This window comes from Paenibacillus sp. CR_12 (assembly GCF_041953985.1).
GTDB lineage: Bacteria > Bacillota > Bacilli > Paenibacillales > Paenibacillaceae > Paenibacillus_AQ > Paenibacillus_AQ lautus_A.
The window spans coordinates 1,018,614-1,040,924 of record NZ_JAVFHO010000002.1 but is presented as its reverse complement, the minus strand read 5'-3'; the positions used below and the strand labels follow the sequence as shown (position 1 = coordinate 1,040,924).

21 protein-coding genes are annotated in these 22,311 nt (G+C 52.8%); 14 read left to right on the top strand and 7 right to left on the bottom strand.

Annotated features, from left to right (window positions below):
* Window positions 1–27 precede the first annotated feature (27 nt).
* The 6 genes from RB297_RS08400 to RB297_RS08375 all read left to right on the top strand — a co-directional run bounded on the left by RB297_RS08400 (window position 28) and on the right by RB297_RS08375 (window position 5,743).
* The gene (locus RB297_RS08400) at window positions 28–795 is read left to right on the top strand and encodes an amino acid ABC transporter substrate-binding protein (protein ID WP_192571368.1); all 768 of its coding nucleotides are present in this window, start codon (window positions 28–30) and stop codon (window positions 793–795) included.
* 158 nt (window positions 796–953) lie between these two features.
* A complete protein-coding gene (locus RB297_RS08395) occupies window positions 954–1,613 on the top strand; it encodes an amino acid ABC transporter permease (protein ID WP_096774388.1) in 660 nt (219 codons plus the stop codon).
* Between the two features lie 15 nt (window positions 1,614–1,628).
* On the top strand, window positions 1,629–2,375 hold the full coding sequence (locus RB297_RS08390; RefSeq protein ID WP_375120244.1) for an amino acid ABC transporter ATP-binding protein: 747 nt from the start codon (window positions 1,629–1,631) through the stop codon (window positions 2,373–2,375).
* Window positions 2,376–2,570: 195 nt separating this feature from the next.
* Window positions 2,571–4,064, top strand: a complete 1,494-nt coding sequence (locus RB297_RS08385) for an alpha-N-arabinofuranosidase (RefSeq protein ID WP_375120243.1) — start codon at window positions 2,571–2,573, stop codon at window positions 4,062–4,064.
* Window positions 4,065–4,073: 9 nt separating this feature from the next.
* Window positions 4,074–4,352: a hypothetical protein gene (locus RB297_RS08380; RefSeq protein WP_096774385.1), complete on the top strand. Its 279-nt coding sequence runs from the start codon at window positions 4,074–4,076 to the stop codon at window positions 4,350–4,352.
* A 149-nt stretch (window positions 4,353–4,501) separates the two neighbouring features.
* Complete coding sequence (locus RB297_RS08375; RefSeq protein WP_375120242.1) at window positions 4,502–5,743, top strand: MFS transporter; 1,242 nt, start codon at window positions 4,502–4,504, stop codon at window positions 5,741–5,743.
* A 110-nt stretch (window positions 5,744–5,853) separates the two neighbouring features.
* Here the strand turns inward: RB297_RS08375 and RB297_RS08370 are convergent, their stop codons facing one another.
* Window positions 5,854–6,246 carry a DoxX family protein gene (locus RB297_RS08370; protein ID WP_096774383.1) on the bottom strand — a complete coding sequence of 131 codons (393 nt, stop codon included), beginning with the start codon at window positions 6,244–6,246 and terminating at the stop codon, window positions 5,854–5,856.
* A 259-nt stretch (window positions 6,247–6,505) separates the two neighbouring features.
* Window positions 6,506–7,420: an AraC family transcriptional regulator gene (locus RB297_RS08365; RefSeq protein WP_375120241.1), complete on the bottom strand. Its 915-nt coding sequence runs from the start codon at window positions 7,418–7,420 to the stop codon at window positions 6,506–6,508.
* A gap of 176 nt (window positions 7,421–7,596) precedes the next feature.
* On the opposite strand from RB297_RS08365, the gene RB297_RS08360 reads away from it, so the two are divergent.
* Window positions 7,597–9,360, top strand: coding sequence for a glycoside hydrolase family 35 protein (locus RB297_RS08360; protein ID WP_375120240.1), 1,764 nt, complete (start codon window positions 7,597–7,599; stop codon window positions 9,358–9,360).
* 85 nt (window positions 9,361–9,445) lie between these two features.
* Here the strand turns inward: RB297_RS08360 and RB297_RS08355 are convergent, their stop codons facing one another.
* Window positions 9,446–10,699: an MFS transporter gene (locus RB297_RS08355; protein ID WP_375120239.1), complete on the bottom strand. Its 1,254-nt coding sequence runs from the start codon at window positions 10,697–10,699 to the stop codon at window positions 9,446–9,448.
* 29 nt (window positions 10,700–10,728) lie between these two features.
* Complete coding sequence (locus tag RB297_RS08350; RefSeq protein WP_375120238.1) at window positions 10,729–11,775, bottom strand: ROK family transcriptional regulator; 1,047 nt, start codon at window positions 11,773–11,775, stop codon at window positions 10,729–10,731.
* A 182-nt stretch (window positions 11,776–11,957) separates the two neighbouring features.
* Here RB297_RS08350 and RB297_RS08345 point away from each other — a divergent pair, with 182 nt between their 5' ends.
* From RB297_RS08345 to RB297_RS08330, 4 genes are read left to right on the top strand one after another with little or no spacing between them, the layout of a single operon-like run.
* Entirely contained in the window at window positions 11,958–13,010 is a 1,053-nt protein-coding gene (locus RB297_RS08345) for a LacI family DNA-binding transcriptional regulator (protein ID WP_192571373.1), read from the top strand.
* Between the two features lie 25 nt (window positions 13,011–13,035).
* Window positions 13,036–14,196: a Gfo/Idh/MocA family protein gene (locus RB297_RS08340; protein WP_192571374.1), complete on the top strand. Its 1,161-nt coding sequence runs from the start codon at window positions 13,036–13,038 to the stop codon at window positions 14,194–14,196.
* 53 nt (window positions 14,197–14,249) lie between these two features.
* The gene (locus tag RB297_RS08335) at window positions 14,250–14,981 is read left to right on the top strand and encodes a ThuA domain-containing protein (RefSeq protein WP_375120237.1); all 732 of its coding nucleotides are present in this window, start codon (window positions 14,250–14,252) and stop codon (window positions 14,979–14,981) included.
* 21 nt (window positions 14,982–15,002) lie between these two features.
* Window positions 15,003–16,109, top strand: coding sequence for a Gfo/Idh/MocA family protein (locus RB297_RS08330; RefSeq protein ID WP_015736153.1), 1,107 nt, complete (start codon window positions 15,003–15,005; stop codon window positions 16,107–16,109).
* 135 nt (window positions 16,110–16,244) lie between these two features.
* Here RB297_RS08330 and RB297_RS08325 read toward each other — a convergent pair whose 3' ends face one another.
* Both RB297_RS08325 and RB297_RS08320 read right to left on the bottom strand, forming a co-directional pair.
* Window positions 16,245–16,916, bottom strand: a complete 672-nt coding sequence (locus RB297_RS08325; protein WP_375120236.1) for a pentapeptide repeat-containing protein — start codon at window positions 16,914–16,916, stop codon at window positions 16,245–16,247.
* Between the two features lie 89 nt (window positions 16,917–17,005).
* Window positions 17,006–18,838: a DUF2334 domain-containing protein gene (locus tag RB297_RS08320; RefSeq protein WP_375120235.1), complete on the bottom strand. Its 1,833-nt coding sequence runs from the start codon at window positions 18,836–18,838 to the stop codon at window positions 17,006–17,008.
* A gap of 177 nt (window positions 18,839–19,015) precedes the next feature.
* On the opposite strand from RB297_RS08320, the gene RB297_RS08315 reads away from it, so the two are divergent.
* From RB297_RS08315 to RB297_RS08305, 3 genes are all read left to right on the top strand, one after another.
* On the top strand, window positions 19,016–19,543 hold the full coding sequence (locus tag RB297_RS08315; protein ID WP_375120234.1) for a GNAT family N-acetyltransferase: 528 nt from the start codon (window positions 19,016–19,018) through the stop codon (window positions 19,541–19,543).
* Window positions 19,544–19,648: 105 nt separating this feature from the next.
* Window positions 19,649–20,734 (top strand): redoxin domain-containing protein, encoded by a 1,086-nt coding sequence (locus RB297_RS08310; protein ID WP_375120233.1) that lies wholly within the window; start codon window positions 19,649–19,651, stop codon window positions 20,732–20,734.
* A gap of 100 nt (window positions 20,735–20,834) precedes the next feature.
* Window positions 20,835–21,176, top strand: coding sequence for a hypothetical protein (locus RB297_RS08305; protein ID WP_009593131.1), 342 nt, complete (start codon window positions 20,835–20,837; stop codon window positions 21,174–21,176).
* 89 nt (window positions 21,177–21,265) lie between these two features.
* On the opposite strand, the gene RB297_RS08300 is transcribed toward RB297_RS08305, so the two are convergent.
* On the bottom strand, window positions 21,266–22,159 hold the full coding sequence (locus tag RB297_RS08300) for a hypothetical protein (RefSeq protein WP_096774371.1): 894 nt from the start codon (window positions 22,157–22,159) through the stop codon (window positions 21,266–21,268).
* Between the last annotated feature and the right edge of the window lie 152 nt (window positions 22,160–22,311).

The following is a 22,311-nucleotide window of genomic DNA, read 5'->3' as shown; positions in this document are numbered from 1 at the left end:
CTTAACGTCTACGAGGGGGATTTTCTGGTGAAAAAGATAGCATCCGTGTTAGCAGGCTTCATGCTTTTATTAACGGTAGTCGGCTGTTCGAGCTCGGCAAGCGGGGGGAATGAGCTGGTGGTCGGAATTGACGACAAGTTCGCGCCCATGGGATTCCGCGACGAGAGCAATGAAATTGTCGGCTTTGATATTGATTATGCCCGCGCAGCGGCCGAGAAAATGGGCAAGGAAGTCAAGTTCCAGCCAATTGACTGGAAAGCGAAGGAATCCGAGCTTAGCAGCGGCCGCATTGACTTGATCTGGAACGGTTATACCATCACCGATGAGCGCAAGGAGAAAGTGCTGTTCACCAAGCCTTATCTGGAGAACAGTCAGGTGGTGGCGGTGCTGAACGATTCGGATATCGCAACGATCGGCGATTTGGCCGGCAAACAGGTCGGATTGCAGTCGCTATCCTCGGCAGCCGACGCGCTTAGCGCCAATGCCATTCACGAGCAAGTGAAGAACATTTCCGAATTTCCCGATAACGTGCTGGCATTGAGCGATTTGAAGAATGGACGCGTAGACGCCGTGATCATTGACGAAGTAGTCATGAAATACTACATGTCCAAGGAAGAGGGAACGTACAAGATTTTGGAGGAGTCCCTGGCACCGGAGCAGTACGGGATCGGAGTTAAGAAAGGCAATGAGGAACTGCTGGAAAGCCTGCAGAAAGCCTTGGACGAAATGAATGCCGACGGCACGGCCGCCAAGATTTCCGAGAAGTGGTTCGGGGAAGACAAAGTGTTGAAGTAGGCATTCCCAAGAGGTTGGTCATCCAACCTCCCCATAGATATTCCAAGAAACCGGACTTTGACCAAAGGCTCCGGTTTTCTGTTCCAATCGGTCGGTACAATGAAATCATCGGAGAACTTCAGCATTCCGGAAGTTTTTCCATTAGGAGTTAAGCAGATATGAGTATGGATTACATCGTTCAAATCGGCAAACCGATGCTGGAAGGCGCGCAGACCACGATCCTGTTGTTCTTGATTTCCATTCTGGTCTCCATACCGCTCGGGTTTGTGTTCACGTTAATGGTTCGAAGCGCAATCAAGCCGCTGGCTTGGTTGGCCAATGCCTATATATATGTTTTTCGAGGTACCCCGCTGCTGCTGCAGCTGCTGTTCTTCTGCTTTGGGCTGCCGGTGCTGCCGGTGATCGGAGAATATCTCGTTTTGGATCGTTTTGTAGCCGCATGCTTGGCATTCGTGCTGAACTATGCCGCTTACTTTGCGGAAATCTTCCGCGGAGGACTCTTGGCGATTGACAAGGGGCAATATGAAGCGTCTAAGGTGCTGGGCTTGAACCGCTGGCAGACGACCACGAAAGTAATTCTGCCCCAGATGTTCCGCGTAGCCCTGCCTGCGGTATCCAACGAATCCATTACGCTGGTAAAAGATACGGCGCTGCTGTATGCGGTGGCGGTACCGGAGCTGCTGCACTTCGCGTATACGGCGGTCAATCGGGATTTCACGATTATGCCGTTTGTTATTGCGGGCGTGATATACCTGCTGATGACGCTTGTGTTAACGCTGCTGTTTAAATATCTGGAACGCCGATTCAAATATGAATAGAAGGACTGTCGCGCAATGGCAATTATCGAAGTAACCCATATGAAAAAATCCTTCGGCTCGCTGAACGTGCTGAAGGACGTCAGCTTTGAGATTCAGAAGAATGAAGTGATTGCCGTCATCGGGCCTTCCGGCTCGGGAAAGAGCACCATGCTCCGCAGCCTGGTGCATCTGGAGGAAATCAACGGCGGATCGATCAAGGTGCAGGATCAGTATTTGGTGAAGGACGGCGCATATTCCAGTCCGCAGCAGATCAAAGCGATCACGTCCCGGATGGGTATGGTATTTCAGCACTTCAACCTGTTTCCGCATCTGACGGTACAGGAGAATCTGGGCCTCGCGCCCAAACATGTCAAGAAACAAAGCAAAGAAGAAGTAAGAACGAACGGCGCCGCACTTTTGCAAAAGGTCGGTTTGTCCGATAAAGCGGATGTATACCCCGGAAATTTGTCGGGCGGTCAGAAGCAGCGCGTGGCCATTGCTCGGGCGCTCATGATGAATCCGGACATCATGCTGTTTGATGAACCGACATCGGCGCTGGATCCCGAGCTGACCGGCGAGGTGCTGGCCGTCATCAAGCAGCTGGCCGAGGAGCACATGACAATGGTGATCGTGACGCATGAGATGAGTTTTGCCAAGGAAGTGGCGGACCGGATCATCTTCATGGATCACGGACAAGTAGTCGAAGCCGGGACGCCGGATCAAATATTTAACCAGCCGAAGATGGAGCGGACCCGCGAGTTTTTAAATCGGGCCGCGCGTTAAAGAGGACTGGCTCAAAGCTGGATCGAAAGATCGGCTGTGGGCTGGTCTTTTTTTTGGCAAAAAATAAGGCCATAGAGTGAAAGCGTTTAAATTATTGGTTGACGGAATCGGAATTGATCGATATCATTGTTTTAAAGATTTATAAACTGTTTCATATAAATATCTATAAAATAATAGCGAGGAGCGGAAAAAGTCATGAGTCAGGTTATTACCATTCATTCGGACGTATCCAAAGGCAAAATCAATCGCAATATTTATGGACATTTCTCCGAGCATCTGGGCCGCTGCATTTATGAAGGAATCTGGGTGGGCGAGGATTCGCCGATACCCAATACGGAAGGGATCCGCAATGACGTGCTGGATGCGTTGAGACAGCTGAATATACCTGTTTTGCGCTGGCCGGGCGGTTGCTTTGCCGACGAATACCATTGGAAAGATGGCGTCGGGCCGCGGGAGAATCGGAAACAGATGGTCAATACGCACTGTGGCGGCGTTGTGGAGAACAACCATTTCGGCACGCACGAATTCCTCCGTCTCTGCGAGCTTTTGGGCTGCGAACCCTACATATCGGGCAATGTCGGCAGCGGTACCGTTCAGGAGATGTCGGAATGGGTTGAATACATGACATTTGACGGCGTGTCGCCGATGGCCGCATGGCGTCAGGAGAATGGCCGCGAGAAGCCGTGGAACGTGAAATATTTTGGAGTCGGGAACGAGAACTGGGGCTGCGGGGGCAATATGCGGCCGGAATATTATGCGGACTTGTACAGACGCTATCAGACTTACGTCCGCAACTATGGCGAGAACAAGATCTACAAAATTGCCTGCGGCCCGAATGTGGACGATTACCGCTGGATGGAAACCGTCATGAGGGAAGCGCATCCGTATATGGATGCCATAAGCCTTCATTATTACACGGTTCCGGGCGAATTCTGGACAGGCAAAGGACCTGCCACCGGATTCAGCGAACAGGAATGGTTCACCACCATGAAGAAAGCACTCCATATGGATGAATTGATCACGAGACATTCGGCGATTATGGATCAGTATGATCCTAATAAGCGCATCGGTCTCATCGTGGATGAGTGGGGCACCTGGTTTGATGTCGAGCCCGGCACGAACCCTGGCTTCCTGTACCAACAGAATACGATCCGTGATGCCCTAGTGGCGGGTTTGACGCTGAATATTTTCCACGAGCATAACGATCGGGTGGTGATGGCAAACATCGCGCAGATCGTCAACGTCCTGCAGTCCGTCATCTTGACCGAAGGCGAAAAGATGATCCTTACCCCGACCTATCATGTGTTTGATATGTACAAAGTGCATCAGGATGCCGAACGTTTGGCTACCCATCACAGCGGGGCCGATTATGAGATGAATGGCGAGAAGATCCCGCAAGTATCCGTGACGGCCTCGAGGGATGAAGCCGGCAAAATCCATGTAAGCCTGTGTAATGTTAGTCACGCGGAGCAGAGCGACGTGAAGATCCAGCTTCGGGGATTAAGCGGTGCGGTGAAGCAAATCGTAGGCCGGCAGCTTGCCGCCGATTCGCTGGACGCTCATAATACCTTTGAATCGCCGGAGGTTCTCAAGCCGGCTGCATTCACTGCATTTGAACAGGAAGGTGACGTATTGCGTGCGAAGCTGGCACCGATGTCCGTTACCGTTCTCGAGATCACGGCGGAATAAACGAAGGTCATGGCGGATAATCGGTGTAAAGGTTGTCATGACGATTACCGGGTCAGCGATGAGCAGATCACGCGCGTGCTGTCCTCCCCGATGTTCTCATCGGACCGGTGCGTGCCGGATGACGAATATGATGCCCGTCTTCGTGCGTGCTTCTCATGCCCTAAACTGCAAGGGGGCACCACGTGTACGCTGTGCGGATGCATCGTACAGATTGCCGCGAAGCTGAAAGACAAGCGCTGCCCGTGCCCGGGGCAAGACCGTTGGTCGATCACCGTTAGTGCTTCATAGAAAATAACGCATAGTCAAAGGCCTGTTCTCATGGATGGATCATGGGAGCAGGCTTTTTTAGAACGGGAAAGGTTCATTAGCTTTACAGAAACTTATAAGCTATGTTATGACTAATAAAAAAAGATCGGCACGTTAGGATAGGGTGTGACATGAAAGAAGGAGGCTTTTTATATTACTGGACCGCGCACTCGAGCATTTCGCTGGCAGGCGTTGTCTATATCATGGTGCTGACTACCTTTATGTATCAGGAATCCGGTTCGGCTTTTATTGCTGCGTTGTTCCCGCTGTTTAACGCAGTGGCGCGGTTTGCCGCCGGCTTTACGGCTCCGCTCGTCATGGAGAAATTCGGCTTCTCCAAGCTGCTGTTGAGGCTTCAAGTTCTGAAAGCCCTGCTGTTGACCACGCTGGTAGTCTTGTTCCCGTACATATCATCCCAGGTCGCGATATTGTGTATCTTCATATTATTCATAGCGTTTACCGAAGGATGGGGGAACCCGCTGATCCAATCCATGGTAACAAGAATGGTTGCTCCTGACCGGTTGGTAAAGGCCAACAGCTCGTTATCCGTGACCAGCCAATCCTTGCAGATTGCGGGATATACGTTTACGGGGTTTCTGGTCATACGCTACGGACATATGCCGACATTAATCATGAGCTGTACGCTCATCTGGCTATCCGTATTGTGTTTTTGGATTGCGGCTCGATCCATGCAGTCGAAAGCTCCTGCTGCAGCCGGACGAGGGAAACCAAGCTGGGAAGTAATCCGTGAAGGCTGGTTCTATCTGTGGAGAATTCCTACGCTAAGAATCGTCACGATCATGGATATGGTTGAGGGGATAGCCGGAACCATCTGGGTGGGAGCGATCACGCTGGTATACGTAAAGGAAGTGCTGCATCAAGGCGAGGCCTGGTGGGGATTTATTAATGCCAGTTATTACGTCGGCGCCATTCTTGGCGGTTTGCTGATGCTGCTGCTGTCTTCCTTCATCCAGAAAAATTTGATACACTGCATGGCTGCGGGTTCCGCAGTATTCAGTCTGCTTACTTTGTGGTACGGCCTGAACAGTATCCCGGTTGTGGCTTTAATCCTATGTATTGCGATGGGGCCGGCCTATCAGCTGAGGGATGTGGCGCAGCAAACCGCTCTCCAATCCAGTGTGGATCAGGAGATGCTGCCGAAAATATATGCTTCTCGGGATATCTTATTATCCACGGTAACAAGTGTATCGATTGCCGTTATTGGTCTTATCGCGGATACGCTCGGCATTCGCATGGTTTACATTGCAGGGGCAATCTGTATTGCCATATCCGCAGGGCTGTCGTTCACAATCCTGAGGCTGCAGCGGAAGCCGGCTTCAGCGGCGGAAGCGGGAGGCAGCATCTTGTCATGAGATCACTAGAAAAGAGCTGTACCAGTCGCATTCCTTTCGAAATGGATCTGCGCACAGCTCTTTTTCATGGGATCGACGCTCCGACAACCTTGAGGATGCTCTTGTCCGCGTTAGGCTTTGTTCTTCTTGCTGAACAGCGAATCAACCGAGAGCAGGCTGCTGCCGCTAAGAATAAGATGTAGGGCCATGGCCAGCAGCGCGATATCCAGTTCATAGCCACCCAGGAAACCCATGCCCAGCTTCGCCTGAAAAATCGCCACGACAAGCACGACCCCAAGAACCAGAGAAGCGATTCTCGTTCCCAAGCCGATAATCAGCGCAATTCCGCCCACGATTTCGATAATGGCTACAACGGTAGCCATAAAAGCAGGGATTCCCAGACTTGCGAAGAATCCTTCGATATTCCCGATGCCGCTCTGGAATTTATCCAAACCGTGAGCCATAAAGATGACCCCCAGAATCACCCGAATAATGAAAGTGCCTGCAGAAGAATAACTACCCATGAAATAGACCACTCCTTGTCTTTTTGGTTTAAAATGTTATCAACTAACTTAAATATAGCTGAGAACTATAGGTTGTATCATACTCAATTTAACTATTGAATGTCAAGTAACTAACTAAAAATACTTGGATTTTACAATATCCGATCATGATGCTAGATGATTAGATGAAGTTCAGCCAATACAGAACAATAGCCATCCTCAAAGGGATGGCTATTGTTCTGGTACTCGATATTGGAGGTTCTTTAATGCTGTTCATGGCTTAGTGCCTGGGCCGGTATTCGGTCGGCGACTGCCCGGTCCAGCGGCGGAATTGCCTGGAAAAATGGCTGGCTGAGCGAAAACCGAGTTTGTCGGCGATTGCGTTCATCGGCAGATGGGTCGTGACCAGCAGCTCTTTGGCCAGACTGAGCTTCTGGCGGCTGATATATTGTCTTGGCGAGATCCCGTACACTTGGCGGAATAACTTGGAGCATTGGCTTCGGCTTAAGTTAAGCTCTTGGGACACAGCCATGACCGATATCTCTTCGGTCAATCCCGACGACAGCTTCGCTTCGATGGCATGAGCCGCATCCGCTGCAAGCAGGGAGGACGGTTTAGGGGTGCCTGCTGCCGCAGATAAAGCGCGGGGCGGCTTCAGCGCATCCTGCCTCTTCAAGAGAGAGAGCACATCATGGATGATGAGCAGGGTGTAGGACTGGAGCAGAAGCCTGTCCTCAAAAGTAAGATTGTAATCGCTCGGCTGGTTCTCCGGACGGACCGAATGGGCTGCCGGCTGGCTGCGCCGGACGATTCCTTCCAGCTCTTGAACGTAGGCAGCCAGTTTGCTGCGCTCGCTTTCGTGGTGGCTAATATGTCGGTAAGGGGCAGTGGATAATGAGCTTCGAATTTCTGCATCATCCAGATCGAAATGAACATTGAAGTACCCATACTGCTTGTTGGATGCATTCGAGGTTTGATGGGGCACCCCGGATTTGATCAGAAGCCATTCCCCTTCGCGGAGCTGAATGGAATCCCGATGAATTTCCTGCAGGACTTCGCCTTCCAGACAGTATAGCAGCTCGAACAGGTGATGGTGATGCCTCGGATAGCTCCAGCCTGGCGGCTGGGAATCAAAATGGCATCCGGTTACCTGCAGCGTTTGAATCATATTGGGAAAGCGAAAAGCGATATCCATGACAGCTGGCTCCTTTTGGGCATCGAAAACGCCGGTAATGATGCCTTATATTGTATCATAACGATGATTCGGCACAAAAGGTATAAAGAATGCCCCATTTGGAGATTGAGCAGCTTGGGATTTTGATAGATGATGGCAATAGAAAGCAAATGAAACGTGTTAGGAGGAAACAAGCTATGAAAGCTCAATTGAAAGCGGTTAACCAACAATTCGTGCTGGGGGATGAACCGATTCAGATTTTGTCGGGTGCCGTCCATTATTTTCGGGTGGTTCCGGAATATTGGGAAGATCGGCTGATGAAGCTGAGAAGCTGCGGATTGAACACGGTGGAAACCTATATTCCGTGGAATTTGCATGAACCGAAGGAAGGACACTTTGTGTTTGATGGCATTGCCGACCTGGAAAGGTTCGTCCGTATCGCCGGCGATCTCGGGCTGCATGTCATCCTTCGGCCGAGCCCTTACATCTGCGCAGAATGGGAATTTGGAGGACTTCCATCCTGGCTGCTGCAAGATCCGGATATTCAGCTTCGATGCATGGACCCGGTTTATCTGGAGAAGGTCGACCAATATTATGATGAGCTGATTCCGCGATTGGTTCCGTTACTGACCTCCAAGGGTGGTCCCGTGATTGCGATGCAAATCGAGAACGAGTACGGGAGTTACGGAAATGATACGGCATATCTGGAGTATTTGAAGGATGGCTTGATCAAGCGGGGCGTGGACGTGCTGCTGTTCACTTCGGATGGCCCCACGGACGGAATGCTGCAGGGCGGAACCGTTCCCGGCGTGCTTGCCACGGTCAATTTCGGATCAAGAACGAAGGAGGCGTTTGATAAACTGCGGGAGTACCGTCCGGAAGATCCTCTGATGTGCATGGAATACTGGAACGGTTGGTTTGATCATTGGCTGAAGCCACACCATACCCGGGACGCGGAAGATGCTGCTGCCGTGTTCAAGGAAATGCTGGACTTGAATGCATCCGTGAACTTCTATATGTTTCATGGCGGAACGAATTTCGGATTCTATAACGGGGCGAATTTTCACGAAAAGTATGAACCGACGCTAACCAGCTACGATTATGATGCCCCTCTCTCGGAGTGCGGGGACGTGACGGCCAAGTTCGAAGCCATTCGAAGCGCGATCGCGCAGCATCAGGGGAAAGATCTCTCCGATTTGCCATGTCTTCCGCAGCCTGTCAAGAAGATAAGCTATGGCTCGGTAAGCATGACGCACTATGCCGACCTGCTGGAGCATCTGCCTGCGCTTTCCGAGGAGCAGAAACGCACGGCACCCGTACCGATGGAACGGCTGGGCCAAAGTTATGGCTTCACGGTATACGCAACGCATATTTCCGGGCCGCGTCAAGGGGAGTCCCTGCATCTGCAAGAGGTGCATGACCGGGCTCAGGTATTCCTGGACGGAAAGTATCAAGGGACGGTGGAACGTTGGGATCCCAAAGCCCTGCCAATCGATGTTCCGGCAGCCGGCGCCAAGCTGGAGATCGTGGTCGAGAATATGGGACGCATCAATTACGGCCCGAGGCTGAAGGATTATAAAGGAATCACGGAGGGAGTCCGAATGAACAACCAGTTCCTGTATGACTGGAGCATCTATCCCTTACCGCTTGACCATCCGAATGCGGCACCGTTTCAACCGCTGGAGGGACCTTTTGAACAGCAGGACCGACCTACCTTCTATCGCGGCGAATTCTTGGTGGATGACATTGGCGATACGTTTATCCGCTTAGACGGATGGGGAAAAGGGGTCGTCTGGGTCAATGGCTTCAATCTGGGACGCTACTGGGAGCAAGGGCCGCAAGCAGCGCTGTATCTGCCTGGACCGCTGCTGAAGCAGGGACGGAATGAAATCTTGGTATTTGAGCTGCATCATACCGAAACGGCAAGCATTGAACTTGTCGACACACCCGACTTGGGTTAATTCGTCCGGAACAGACCGACGATGGATAAACAAAAGGGAGCCCTCTTGTAAGCTGAGAGGGCTCCCTTTCATGTTGATTCGAGTATCAAATTAATTGCTTGCGGACTTTTAAATAACGGTATAAGACGATGCCGAATAGCGAACATAGGACGGCACATAATCCAATGAAGCCATAACCGGCCTGGAGCCCGCGCAGCAGGCCGAGCTCTGTACCGCTGCCGTACATTTGCTTGAATCCGTTCGTGATCGCGCCGATCGCGTAATTGCCGATGACGCTGCCGATCCCCATCATGGTGACGGTGAACGTAATCGCGGTGTCGCTCTCATTCGGATATCTTTTGGCAATGAGAGCCATGACCGTCGGATAGATCGGGGCAATCCCGATGCCTGCCGCCGCAAACAGGAAGGCGTAGGATTCTCCGCCGAAAATCGCGACAAACGTACATACTCCGGTCAGTCCGGACAGAATGATGATGGACAGCGTGAAGCCGATCCGGTCCGTTATCGGGCCAAGCAGCAGGCGTGCCGCCGAGAAGCAGAGGAAGAACGCGGATAGCATGCCGGCTGCCGCTGCAGGTTCCCATTTGTACGATTTTTCAAGAAAGTTGACGAGCCATCCGCCAACCGCCATCTCCGATACGACGCCGAAGGATAGGATCATGACGACCAGCCACAGCGCGGGATCTTTGACCAGCAGCTTCAGCGGAGTCCGTTCCGTTTCGGATAGATCGTCCCCGGGAAACTTACTCATGAGTGTCGGGATCATGGGAAGTATGGATAACATCAGCATGGCCAGGTACATGCCCCGCCAATCCAGCGTGTAATTAAACACGGTAACGGTCATGAGACCGGATGCAATCATCGGGGCCACCGTTGAGCTGATACCGTAGAAGAAATGGGACAGGTTCATCATCGTGCCCGTATTGCGCACAAAGATCCGGGCTGACAATATCGCGAGGCCGATCTCCAGCATACCGTTCCCAATGTACATTAAGAAGTAGGATGCGGTAAACAGAGGGTAGTTGTGGGACAGGAAGATCAACACGCCCGAGATGGCCATCGATCCGAAGGCAGCCATGCTGACCCATTTGATTCCAATCTTCCGGGTCAACAGCGCGGTGAAGGAGCACGCGATCAGGTACCCGAGCGCGTTCAGGGAGAGCAAGGTGCCGATCTGCATTTCATCCAATCGAAAATCGAATTGGATCCGCGGAATGGCGGGCCCCTTAATATTCTCCGATATCCCGAATATGATAAAGCCTAGAAAGATCGTTGCCAAATGCAGAGTGTAGTCTTTGCTCAATTTAGGTTTTGTTTTTGGTTGAAGGTCAGTATTCACGGTTAATCCCCAATCGTCATTGTTGAATTTTACATTGCGCTTGTATCGGATATCATCATATCCAGAGCGATCCGCTGCAAGCCAGCTAGATAGTCGTGTTCCCAATCGCGAAGCAGCATTTCGGGAAGATGCCGCTTCGGCACGTAGGCGGAGGCACGCTCTTTAATGGAGACAAGGGCGGAGGGCGAGAGATTATGCTCGCACCACAGAATGGCATCGGGATTGAGAATCGCGGTGAAGGCGGCACTTAGCCGGCTTAACGCATCGATTTGCTCCTGATCCGGCTCGATGAGACTGCTCATCACGGAACGATTACGTTCCAATATGTCTTGAAAATTGCTGCCCTCGCTCATCGGGACGAAGCCGATCTCGCCCGTGAAGAACGAGCGGCCGCGAACGACGTTTCCATTAATGAGCAGTCCGGCCCCCGGTCCGTTGTGACCGAGGTACACGTATACGAGGGAAGCCTCCTCCGAGCCGCTGAGATTGTGGTAACCGAGTACGGCTGTATTCATGTCATTCTCTACGATGACAGGAATGGAGAACAGATCCTCCAGGTAAGATTGGAGGTTGTAATCCTGGAATGTTCCATACGACGGCACATGGAAAATAAGACCGTCCCGCACCGCCGCAGGCATGCCAACGGCGATGGAGCGTATCTCTGGATAACGGCGGGTCCAGTTTGCCATTTGGGAAGCCAAGGCTTCCGGTCCACGATGAAGGATGCCGTCTTCAGCTTTCCGCTCGAGCAAGTCGCCGTTCCAATTAAAAACAGTGTATACGCTCTGCTCTTTCTCATAATAAACGGCGAGACCCAGCATATAATCCGGATTAAAAGCATAGCGGTTCGCACGTCGGCCGCCGCTGGATTCATCCTGCCCGAGCAGGTTGACTTCACCTTCCTGCACCATGAGCCCCATAACTTTGCTAACAGTCGGAAAGCTGATGCCGAGTCTTTCGCTGAGCTCGGCTTTGGTTCCGCTCCCCAGCTCCAGCAGCGTCGAACGGAGCGCGCGCCGGACGGCGAATTTCATGGATTGCGGCGTAGGCAAAGCTTCTTTGCGCGTATGAATCACCTCGTTCACTCTTTTTAAACGTGTTTAATAAGTCTATGGGGATGATTATTGCACATCCGATAAGACGGTGCAAGAACAATATGTTGGTTTCAAAAAGAATAGGATGAAGGATGGGAAAGCGGTTGACAACAGCCATGCTCCATGAGAAAATGTACGCGCGTACATAAATTGCAGGAGGCTTGATGATTATCGCTAGTCGTAAAGAGGTAGCACAGCTTGCCGGCGTTTCGGAAGCAACGGTATCCCGCGTCCTGAATGGTGTCGGGCCGATCAAGGAGGAGACCAAGCAGCGCGTGCTGGAAGCGGCGGATCGGCTTGGATATACCCCAAGCGCGCTAGCCCGCAGTTTTGCGCGGCGCAGGAGCGGTAATCTTGGCGTCGTTATGCCTTACCTGCCGAAAGCTCGCATATTCTCCGCCTATTATTTTTCGGAGATCCTAAGCGGCATCGGCAGTAAGGCGCTGGAGAGCAAGCATGACCTGCTGATGCTGTTCCGTGAACCCGGCGGTTCGATGGATTACTTGAACCTGTTTCGTACCCAGAAGGTGGATGCCTGCATCATTCTCGGCGCCCGGGACGATGAAGGCGAGCGCGCAGCCATCAAACAGCTGAGTGAAGCGGATCGCCCTTACTGCCTTATTAATCAATACTTTGACGGCGAGGCGTTTCACGTCATGGATGCCGATCATGTGGAAGGCAGCTATCAAGCCGTTCATCACTTGATCGGGCAGGGATTCCGGCAAATTGCTTTTCTTAATGGCCCGCCCCAGTATTCCAACAGTCGCGACCGGCTGAAGGGGTACACCCGGGCGCTGGACGAAGCGGGAATCAAGCCGGATGAATCCTTGCTGTTTGAGGGCAACTTCAGCCGCAAGAGCGGTTATGCCGCAGCCGAGCTAATCGCCGGGAAGCTGGACCGGATCGAAGCGGTGTTTGCGGCCAATGACCGCATGGCGATCGGATTACAGCAGGGCCTGCGCGCGTTAGGTATTGCAGAGGATCGAATGCCTGCCTTTGTCGGTTATGACGACTCGGAGGCTGCAGAGCTCTGCACCCCGCCGCTCACCAGCGTAAGAGTTCCTTTCTATGAACTGGGATATCTTGCCGCGGAGCATGTGCTTCGCCTGCTGGACGACTCCGATTCGCCGGACGGCAGCGGATCGAACGCCGCGCTGCATCGGCAGCTGCCTACTCGCCTGGTGGTCCGCGCATCTTCGCTTCATCAAAATCAATGAACCCTTATTCAAGGAGGAATGAAAGATGAAACAATTACGTGTCGGCATGATCGGATATAAATTCATGGGCAAAGCCCACAGCAACGCATATCGAAGCCTTCCGATGTTTTTTCCGAAGGCGCTGAAGCCTGAAATGGTGGCAATCTGCGGCCGCAATGCGTCGGCCGTGCAAGAAGCGGCGGATCAGCTGGGCTGGCGTGAAAGCGTTACCGATTGGAAGCAGCTCGTGAATCGGGAGGATATCGATCTGGTCGATATCAATGCTCCAAGCGACGCCCATAAGGAAATTGCGTTGGCCGCGGCGAAGGCCGGCAAGCATATTTTCTGCGAGAAGCCGCTCGCGCTGACCTTGGCCGACGCCAGAGAGATGCTGCGGGCGGCGGAAGATGCGGGAGTCACCCATATGGTCGGGTTTAACTACAGATTTTCTCCGGCCGTAAGACTGGCCAAGAAATTGATTGATAGCGGCAGATTGGGCCAGATCTATCACTTTCGTGCCTGGTTTCTGCAGGACTGGATCATGGACCCGCAGTTCCCGCTGGTATGGCGGTTGCAGAAGGAAGTGGCCGGCTCCGGATCGCATGGGGATCTGGGCGCTCACCTGATCGACCTCGCGCATTATCTGGTCGGGGATATGCAGGAAGTAATCGGGATGAGCGAGACCTTCATCAAGGAGCGTCCCATTGCCAGCGAGATGACAGGATTAAGCGCAAAAGGAAGCGAAGGCGGCCCCATGGGCCAAGTTACGGTAGACGACGCTACGTTATTCATGACACGCTTCGAGAATGGGGCGCTGGGCAGCTTCGAGGCAACGCGGTTTGCCGCGGGACATCGCAGCACCAATTCCTTCGAGATCAACGGCAGCTTGGGCAGCGTGAAATTTGATTTTGAACGGATGAACGAACTGGAGGTTTACTTCACGACCGACGATGAGGACGTTCAGGGCTTCCGCCGGGTACTGGCTACCGATCCCGTACACGATTATATGGAAGCATGGTGGCCGCCGGGGCATACGATCGGCTTCGAACACACCTTTACGCATGAATTTCTTGAGTTGTCGAACGCGATTTCGGAGGGACGGCAGCCGGTGCCTAATTTCGCGGACGGCGTAAAATGCCAAGCCGTCCTGGAAGCCGTGGATAAATCGATCGAAGAACGACGCTGGGTGCAGCTGTCTGAAATGTAATCATAATCATTCGGCCAGGGCTTGGCCGGACACATAAAAAAGGAGTGCTACGCATGAAAAAGGCTTTAATCGTATGGGGCGGCTGGGACGGACACGAACCGGAGCAGGTTGCCGGCATTTTCGCGGAATTGCTTCGGGGTGAGCACTATGAAGTGGAAGTATCCGACACGCTGGATGCATTTAACGATGCGGAGAAGCTGCAGGCTTTGGATCTGATCGTGCCGGTATGGACGATGGGCGAAATATCGAAGCAGCAAGTGGAGAACGTATCGCTTGCCGTGCAGAAGGGAACCGGCTTGGCCGGCTGCCATGGCGGGATGTGCGATTCTTTTCGCAATAATGTGGACTGGCAGTTCATGACGGGAGGAAACTGGGTTGCGCATCCGGGAAACGACGGAGTGGAGTACCGGGTCGAGATCAAATCCAGCTCCAGTCCGCTTGTGGAAGGGCTGCAGGATTTCACCGTGGCATCCGAGCAGTATTATCTGCATGTGGATCCGGCCGTCGAAGTGCTGGCCACCACCCGTTTTCCGGTTGCGGCAGGACCGCATCTGCTGAACAAAGCGGTTGACATGCCGGTGGCGTGGACGAAGCGCTGGGGATACGGACGGGTGTATTACAATTCGCTAGGTCATCATGCAGATATCGTCGACATGCCGCAGGTGAAGGAAATGATGCGGAGAGGACTGCTGTGGGCCGCCGAGGGCAAGTCATTGTATGCCGGCTCGGACATGAGTTTCTTTACCGAAGGTCAGGGCTACACAGGCATGGGAGATAGCCAATAAAGGCAGAAGGAGACTGGGATCATGAAGAAGGTAAAGGTAGGCATTATCGGCTGCGGTAAAATCAGCGGCATTTATATGGAAAACTGCCATAAGTTCGACATCCTCGAGCTGACGGCCTGTGCGGATATCGATCGAGCCCGTGCCGAGGAACAGGCCGCCAAATATAATATCCCGAATGTTTATACCACCGAGGAGCTGCTCGCGGACCCGGAAATTGAGCTGGTCATTAATCTGACGATTCCTGCCCTTCATGCGCAAATAATGCTGGATGCATTGGAAGCCGGCAAGCATGTGTACGTCGAGAAGCCGCTGGGCGTAACCCGGGAAGAGGGCAGAGCGGTGTTGGACATGGCAGCAGCCAAAGGGCTGCTGGTAGGATGCGCCCCCGAGACATTCCTTGGAGCCGGTATCCAAACGGCCCTGAAGCTGATTGAGGATGGACGTATCGGCAAGCCGATCGCAGCTACCGCATTCATGATGAGCCGCGGACATGAGCATTGGCATCCGGATCCGGAATTTTATTATGCCGCCGGCGGCGGTCCGATGTTCGACATGGGGCCTTACTATCTGACGGCACTGGTCCAATTGCTGGGACCGATCCGCGGTATTAGCGGAATGACCGGCGCTGCGCTTGCGGAGCGGACCATTACCAGCGAGAAGAAGCAAGGGCAGAAGATTAAGGTAGACATTCCTACGCATGTAGCCGGACTTATCGATTTTCAGAATGGAGCCATCGGCACGCTGATTACGAGTTTCGATGTTTTTGGAGGCAGCACGCTTCCTAATATTGAGATTTACGGCACCAAGGGTACGCTTCTCGTTCCGGATCCCAACACCTTCGGCGGGCCGGTAAAATACCGATTGACCGGTGAAACCGAGTGGACGGAAGAACCGCTGCTTCCGGGGTATAACGAGAATACGAGGGGGATCGGCCCTGCGGATATGGCCTACGCCATCCGGAGCGGAAGAGCTCATCGAGCGAGCGGCGAGCTTGCCTATCATGTGCTTGAAGCCATGTGGGGGTTCCATGATGCTTCCGATGACGGCAAACGGTATGAGATGTCCAGCACCTGCGACATCCCGGCACCGCTTCCGCTTGATTTGCCGAAGTACACCCTGGATCAATAATATTGCGTCACATGTTAAAAGCGGCTTACCCCAAAGGTCAACTGGACCCGGGGTAAGCCGCTTTACACTGTGTCGGGAACTCTATATTGCACTGGCTAACCTGTCTATTCCGTACTGGAATGGAGCGACAAGAGGTTATTCTTTTACGACAAGACCGAATATTTTCGTTAGCGGAATGGCTTGATGCGGCGATATAATGCATCCTTGAAGATCTTCCAGCGTCGCGCCGATATGGTGGAAGTCCGTTCGGCTTAGATCGATTCCCGCAAGCTTCGTGCCGGAGAACTGCGATTGATCGATCTGGCAGTCCATAAACTCTACCTTGCTTAACTCGGAATGATAAAAATCCGATTTGACGAGCGATGTCGATTGGAAGGATACCTGCTTCATGTTGGCAAACCGGAACGTGGCATAGTCGCCCGTACAATGGTCGAATACGACATTACGGATGGTGGCGGCCGTCAGGTCGAGCCCCAATATTTTGCAATGATTAAATTGTACCCGATACATGATGGCCTCGCTGAGATCAACATTGGACAAGTCGCAGTGGTTGAACACGAGGTCCGTCAGTTCGGCATGATGGAGCGTGACGTGCTGGAACGTCACGTTATCGAAGATCATTTGGTCGAACTGAACCTTGTTGGCCGTAACATAGACAAGCGTCTCGTCCTGACAAGCGGATTGAACGAATGAGGATTCGTCGTCAACACCGGCGTCGGACAGGATCACAGGCTCAAGCTGCTTGGGGAGCTTGGGTTTCACGATTTTGAACGGTGCCGATGAACCGGCTGCATTGGGGGGTGCCATGATTTTTTCCTCCAAACATAGGAATAAGGATTGAAATAATAACTTAACGGAACACACCGCATAGGTTTGAATAGAAGTATAACATGTCCTTATCCCATTGTCCGGTCCCTCGCATTGATGGCGGCGTCCAGGGTTCCGCCGTGCCGATTCGGTGACCATGCCAGCAGACTGACGCGGCTGTTGCCCGATAGATCAGCAAGGAAAGGCGTCGTCTGTTCACCGGCAGCCCATGGTCCAAAACATTCTTCCTGCCACCCGAAGGCCGTTCCCGAGCTGTACAGGATGAACCACTTCCCTGAAGCAGGTTGAACGAGAACCAAATCTTCCAGCCCGTCTCCATCGACATCCCCTAACACCACGGACAGGGGCGAACCCAAGGGATCCTCGGCGGAATACCAAACGCCGGCAATCCGAAGCCGTGTACCGCTGCTTAGCCAGACCTGACATGCTCCGGAGGCGGAGTTCCACACCACCAGATCATCCAGGCCATCGCCATTTACATCTCCGATGCACGGTATCATATCATTGCTCTGTAAGGAAACCTCATGCTGAATAAGGGGAGGAGAAAAGCTCCCCCCGGAACTGTAAGCGATGGCGGCTTTACCGGTGACGTCATCCCATAGAAATAAATCATCTCTGCCGTCCCCGTTAAAATCTCCCGTTAAGGATTTCCAATTCAGGGCTCCGCGCTCGGACAGCCAAATCCCGTCAGGTGCCAAACGGCTGCTGCCGGCGCCCAAGGCAACATGGCATATCCCAAGCTCTGCATGCCATACTGCCGCGTCGATGAAGCCGTCGCCGTCGAAATCGCCTGTCATTGCGGTGCCGCTAGGGGTTGGCGGCCAGTCGGCCAATAGCGGACGTATCGAATGTATGCCATTATGGATTCTAAGGGGAGACCGGATCCCAATATCCATAGCGTACCAAATGTTGCTGGCCTCGTCCCGAATGATCCATCGGTTCGGGAGCTTGTTTCTTTTGGCATGCAGAAACTTGGGACGCTTCATGCTCAACCTGTCCGACAGCCGGGTTTCCCTGAAATCCGGTATAAAGGGGAGAACGGAGGTTAAGGATACGAACGATTTGCGCTCCCTCTCGAAGAACCGAAGAATCCTTCTGAGCGGCGAGTGTTCGTCATAATGCACGGTGCCGTCATCAAGGAATCGGATATAAGGAAATTCAAGATAAGGGTGGTAAAAGAACGAGGCCAGTTCGCGTTCACCCGTGAAATCCTTTAAAGTCTGTTCCATGCGAGCAACTTCGGCTTCGATGTTATGGCCTGAAACATAATAAAGCGGCGTGGGTACATAGATGGTTCCGTTCGTCAACGGATCGTCCGGGTTGTGCCGGAGCACGGCTGTCTTCGCATTCGGTTCGTCCGGCGGAGATTCGTACAGGACCCCGTTGCAGATCTCGATGATCTGCCGCTGAACCGGCGATGCGGCATAATGCGGCGTCTCGAACCAGGCCGCGGCAAAGCCCGCCGTTTGGAACGCTTGATGCCCCAGCTGAACCCGCCGATAGGCATAGGATTGCTGCAGCTGCAGGAGCGAAGCCACAGCCTCGGGGAGATCATCCGGCGGACAATCGGCGGCGCATTCCGAATATGCAAATTCGAATCCGTCGCCGCTTGCCGATCTCCCGTACTGATGCGTATAGCCGTGAATGCCAAGCGAGGCGCCGAGCGCTGCCATCGTGCGGAGCAGCCGCACAAACCGAAGGGAAGCTTCATCCTGCAGGTCGGCTATCGAACGGTCCGTATGTTGCGCCGGATCAACGTATCGGGGAATAACGGCCAGATGAAAGGGGATATGCAGCTGGTGCAGGAATCTTGCGATGACAAGCAGCTTCGCTTGTTGTTCTTCCGTCCCGTACCATCCGCCAGGGCCGATATCTTCAAGCCGTATCATTGCTTTATTCATGTACAGGCCCTCCTTTCATGGGCATCCGAGCGCCATGTGGTATCCGATACATTTTATTTATGCTAGTTGTGGGCTTAGCGTCATCAGGGATGAAGCAATCAATGATAAAAAAAGGATCTTCGAGCCTCTCCGCGAATACCAAGAGATCAAGAGAGGAACAGGAGGAAGTGGAAGACCATGCAGATTCGAATTGCAAACGAGCAAGATGCCGAAGGCATTGCTAGCGTACATGTAAACAGCTGGAAAACGACGTACAGGGGGATCGTCGATAATGATTTTTTGCAAAAGCTTTCCGTTGCGGACCGCGTAGAAGGTTGGCGCAGGAAGCTTGCCAATATGCCCGAAGACGAACAGCTACTGGTTATTTCAGACGAACATGGCAAGGTTTACGGGTTTATGTCGTACGGGACGGAGCGAGAGCAGAAGATCTCCCATGAAGGAGAACTCTACGCTATCTATCTCTTGGAAGAAATTCAAGGGCAGGGATGGGGAAAACGGCTATTTGCCAGGTTGAAGGAATTTCTGCAAACGAGAGGATATCGTTCGTTGTCGGTTTGGGTGCTGGTAGGCAATAAAGCCGAGCAGTTTTATAGACATATGGGCGCTCAAGAGCTGAAGCAAAAAGAGATTGTCATCGGGGGAAAAAGAAATGCCGAATTGGCACTGCTTTGGAGTTCCCTTGACCAAATCCGCTCATCTTCCTGAAGGTCTTCGCTTGGTTTTACATTAATGAGAGAATCCACTATGATGGAGATATACCCCGGCGGGTAACTCTATTTTTGATTTTGCCGCATTATAGGAGGTTCGCATTTGAGTATTATTCCGATAGGTCCGTTGATGATCCGAGCCGATATTGTGATATTTCTGATCTGCGCCGCGGCCGGGTTCGCCGCGCTTCGCATTCGTTTGCGCCAGATGCCGCAGCGGGAATGGATCCTGGACACCTATTTATCCGTCATCATCATAGGTTTTCTCTCATGGAAGTTCGGGATGCTGGTGTTCGATCCGATCCGCACCCTCCAGCATCCGACCTCGTTGATCTACATGACGGGGGGAGTCAGGGGCATATGGCTGGGGATTGTTCTCGCTACCGTCTACGCTGCACTTCGCTGGAACAGGAAGAGGGGGGAGTCTGGCCTGCTGCTGAAATCGGCGCTGTTATCGGCCTTTGCAAGCGGAACGGCAGGGTATCTCTTTCAGTGGCTGTGGGCGGATGGTGCGAGTGTGACGCTTTCTCTATTCTATGCTCTGCTGTTCGGCGTCTTGCTGACGGTCAGCTGGCTTCGCTTCCAGGCACCGCTGCCGCAATTCCTTACGCTGGGATTAGGAAAAAACAGGGCGGTCCTGGTCGTGATGGCAGCTCTCTTCGGGTGGGTCATTTATGACTTCGCTTCGAACACGGCCAGCGAGCGGGAAGCAGCCGCACCGCCGCATCAAGAGGGAAGCCAGGAAATCGCAGCGGAAGGTTTGAAGCCTGGGCTTCGCGCGCCGGATTTCACGCTGACCGATTCAGAAGGCCGGGAGATCAAGCTGTCCGATTATCGCGGGCAAACCGTTCTCCTTAATTTTTGGGCCTCCTGGTGTCCCCCTTGCAAGGTCGAAATGCCTTATATGCAGGATTTTTACGAGAAACATCAGGATGAGGATGTTATCATACTGGCCGTCAATATGACCCATCTGGAAAAAAGCATGAGCGAGGTACAGTCTTTTGTTGAGAAGAACGGCATCACCTTTCCCGTCCTGTACGACCAGCATGGTGAGAACACCGGGCGGTACGAGGTGGTGGCTTATCCGACCACCTACGTCATATCGCCTGGCGGCATCGTATCGGAACGGTTTCAAGGCGCGATCGACGAAGATATCATGGCTAGAGCTTACCGCAAGGCTAGCGATTAAGTAAGGTTAATGGCGGAATTTTGGTTGCATGGACTTCTATCTCTGCCGCCTTCTCCCCAGAAGGAATATAATACACAAACGCTTGGGAGGGGGAGAAGGATTGCAGCCAATACCAATTTCGGCAGAAGGATGCAAAGGTTACGTCGGCAAAACCGTTTGCGCTGTCATGCATGATGGGAGGGAAGTCGTGGGGACGATTCGCGGTGTACATGATCGCGGTCTTGAACTCGAATTTGCGAACCCATCCGCATATATATTGTCCGCCAAAGGGAAAAAGGGCAGAAAATCTTCGAAGTCGACCAAAGGCGGTGCACAAACCTCCGCATTTGGACCGTACGGCTACGGCGGTTTTGGACCATATGGAGGCTACGGTTTCGCAGGCAATGTGCTTGCTTGGGAAGCCATTGCCTTGTTGTTCCTCATTCCGTTTTTATTTATCTAAACCCACATCAGGATATGGATCAAGGCCAGCAGTGTTCGCTGAGACAGTTGGGGAAGGTGCCCCATACTGTCTCTTTTTCTATGTCCATTTTATAAATTTCGCGTGGATCGGGTACGGTTGAAAGGTTCGGCGGATGCATCGGATTGACTGATCAGCCATATCACAGGGGTAAAGGCAACGAGAAAACAGCTGCCCGCCAGAATCGGCAGCAAGGACCATTCCGCCACGGAGTAACCGAGAAGCGTCTGCCATCCGATGGCGATCAGTCCGAATAAATAGGCGAGACCGCTGATATGGATGATGATCGGTTTAACGGCAGCATTGACGGATTTTCTCATGGACAGCCAGGCCACCAAAGGAATGGCCTGCAGTGCATGAAATCCGAGTCCGTGCAGCCAAATGATATTGCCGCCGATCCCGGTGAAACGACCCGCGTTGATGGAAATCCAGATGCCTGCCGCAAAAGATACCAGCACCGCGATCATGGCATAACGGATGCCGAGACCAAGCTCCGGATGGGCCTCTATTACACGCTTGCGGAAATATTGAGCCCCCAGGATCAGGTAGAACACGATGAGCAGAAGCGCAACGGCAGGAAAAATCGTGGAGATGACATGATCGAAGGATGAACCGTTCCGAACGAACCTCGGATCGACGCCGCGGAAATGTTGTACGGTCTCGGCGAAGTAGGAGAACAACACTAGGGGGATGTAACAGCAGCGGTAGATCGATTGGCTTCGTGGCCGCATGCCGGAAACCGGTAGAATGCTTGCGGTTGATAGGATGAATATTCCCAGGGCCGCGTTGAAGGAAAAGGCTTTGGAGACATCTCCGTCCGGTGAGACAGGTCCGCCATGGAGCAGCACCCATACCCCGCAAATTCCGGCCAGCAAAAAGCCGAGCAGACCCGTCAGCATGAGCCATGTCTCCTGTTTATACAGCCGGTATGCCCCGCTGGCCGCTTCACGTGCAAGTTGGTTCATAATGAATACCCTCTTTCGGAAAGATGAATTGTTTCTAATGTACAAGAGAACGGGAGCTGCTTTAACGGGCTGGGGATGTAATGGGCACCGTACCCCGGGATGATTTCATGGCTGGGCTTAAGCCGGGGATGAGATGGCTGTTCATCCGCATG

Bases quoted from the DNA above. Each gene is read 5' to 3' on its own strand.
- RB297_RS08395 (WP_096774388.1), top strand. From the start codon at position 954: ATGAGTATGGATTACATCGTTCAAATCGGCAAACCGATGCTGGAAGGC.
- RB297_RS08390 (WP_375120244.1), top strand. From the start codon at position 1,629: ATGGCAATTATCGAAGTAACCCATATGAAAAAATCCTTCGGCTCGCTG.
- RB297_RS08385 (WP_375120243.1), top strand. From the start codon at position 2,571: ATGAGTCAGGTTATTACCATTCATTCGGACGTATCCAAAGGCAAAATC.
- RB297_RS08380 (WP_096774385.1), top strand. From the start codon at position 4,074: ATGGCGGATAATCGGTGTAAAGGTTGTCATGACGATTACCGGGTCAGC.
- RB297_RS08375 (WP_375120242.1), top strand. From the start codon at position 4,502: ATGAAAGAAGGAGGCTTTTTATATTACTGGACCGCGCACTCGAGCATT.
- RB297_RS08370 (WP_096774383.1), bottom strand. From the start codon at position 6,246: ATGGGTAGTTATTCTTCTGCAGGCACTTTCATTATTCGGGTGATTCTG.
- RB297_RS08365 (WP_375120241.1), bottom strand. From the start codon at position 7,420: ATGGATATCGCTTTTCGCTTTCCCAATATGATTCAAACGCTGCAGGTA.
- RB297_RS08360 (WP_375120240.1), top strand. From the start codon at position 7,597: ATGAAAGCTCAATTGAAAGCGGTTAACCAACAATTCGTGCTGGGGGAT.
- RB297_RS08345 (WP_192571373.1), top strand. From the start codon at position 11,958: ATGATTATCGCTAGTCGTAAAGAGGTAGCACAGCTTGCCGGCGTTTCG.
- RB297_RS08340 (WP_192571374.1), top strand. From the start codon at position 13,036: ATGAAACAATTACGTGTCGGCATGATCGGATATAAATTCATGGGCAAA.
- RB297_RS08335 (WP_375120237.1), top strand. From the start codon at position 14,250: ATGAAAAAGGCTTTAATCGTATGGGGCGGCTGGGACGGACACGAACCG.
- RB297_RS08330 (WP_015736153.1), top strand. From the start codon at position 15,003: ATGAAGAAGGTAAAGGTAGGCATTATCGGCTGCGGTAAAATCAGCGGC.
- RB297_RS08325 (WP_375120236.1), bottom strand. From the start codon at position 16,916: ATGGCACCCCCCAATGCAGCCGGTTCATCGGCACCGTTCAAAATCGTG.
- RB297_RS08320 (WP_375120235.1), bottom strand. From the start codon at position 18,838: ATGAATAAAGCAATGATACGGCTTGAAGATATCGGCCCTGGCGGATGG.
- RB297_RS08315 (WP_375120234.1), top strand. From the start codon at position 19,016: ATGCAGATTCGAATTGCAAACGAGCAAGATGCCGAAGGCATTGCTAGC.
- RB297_RS08300 (WP_096774371.1), bottom strand. From the start codon at position 22,159: ATGAACCAACTTGCACGTGAAGCGGCCAGCGGGGCATACCGGCTGTAT.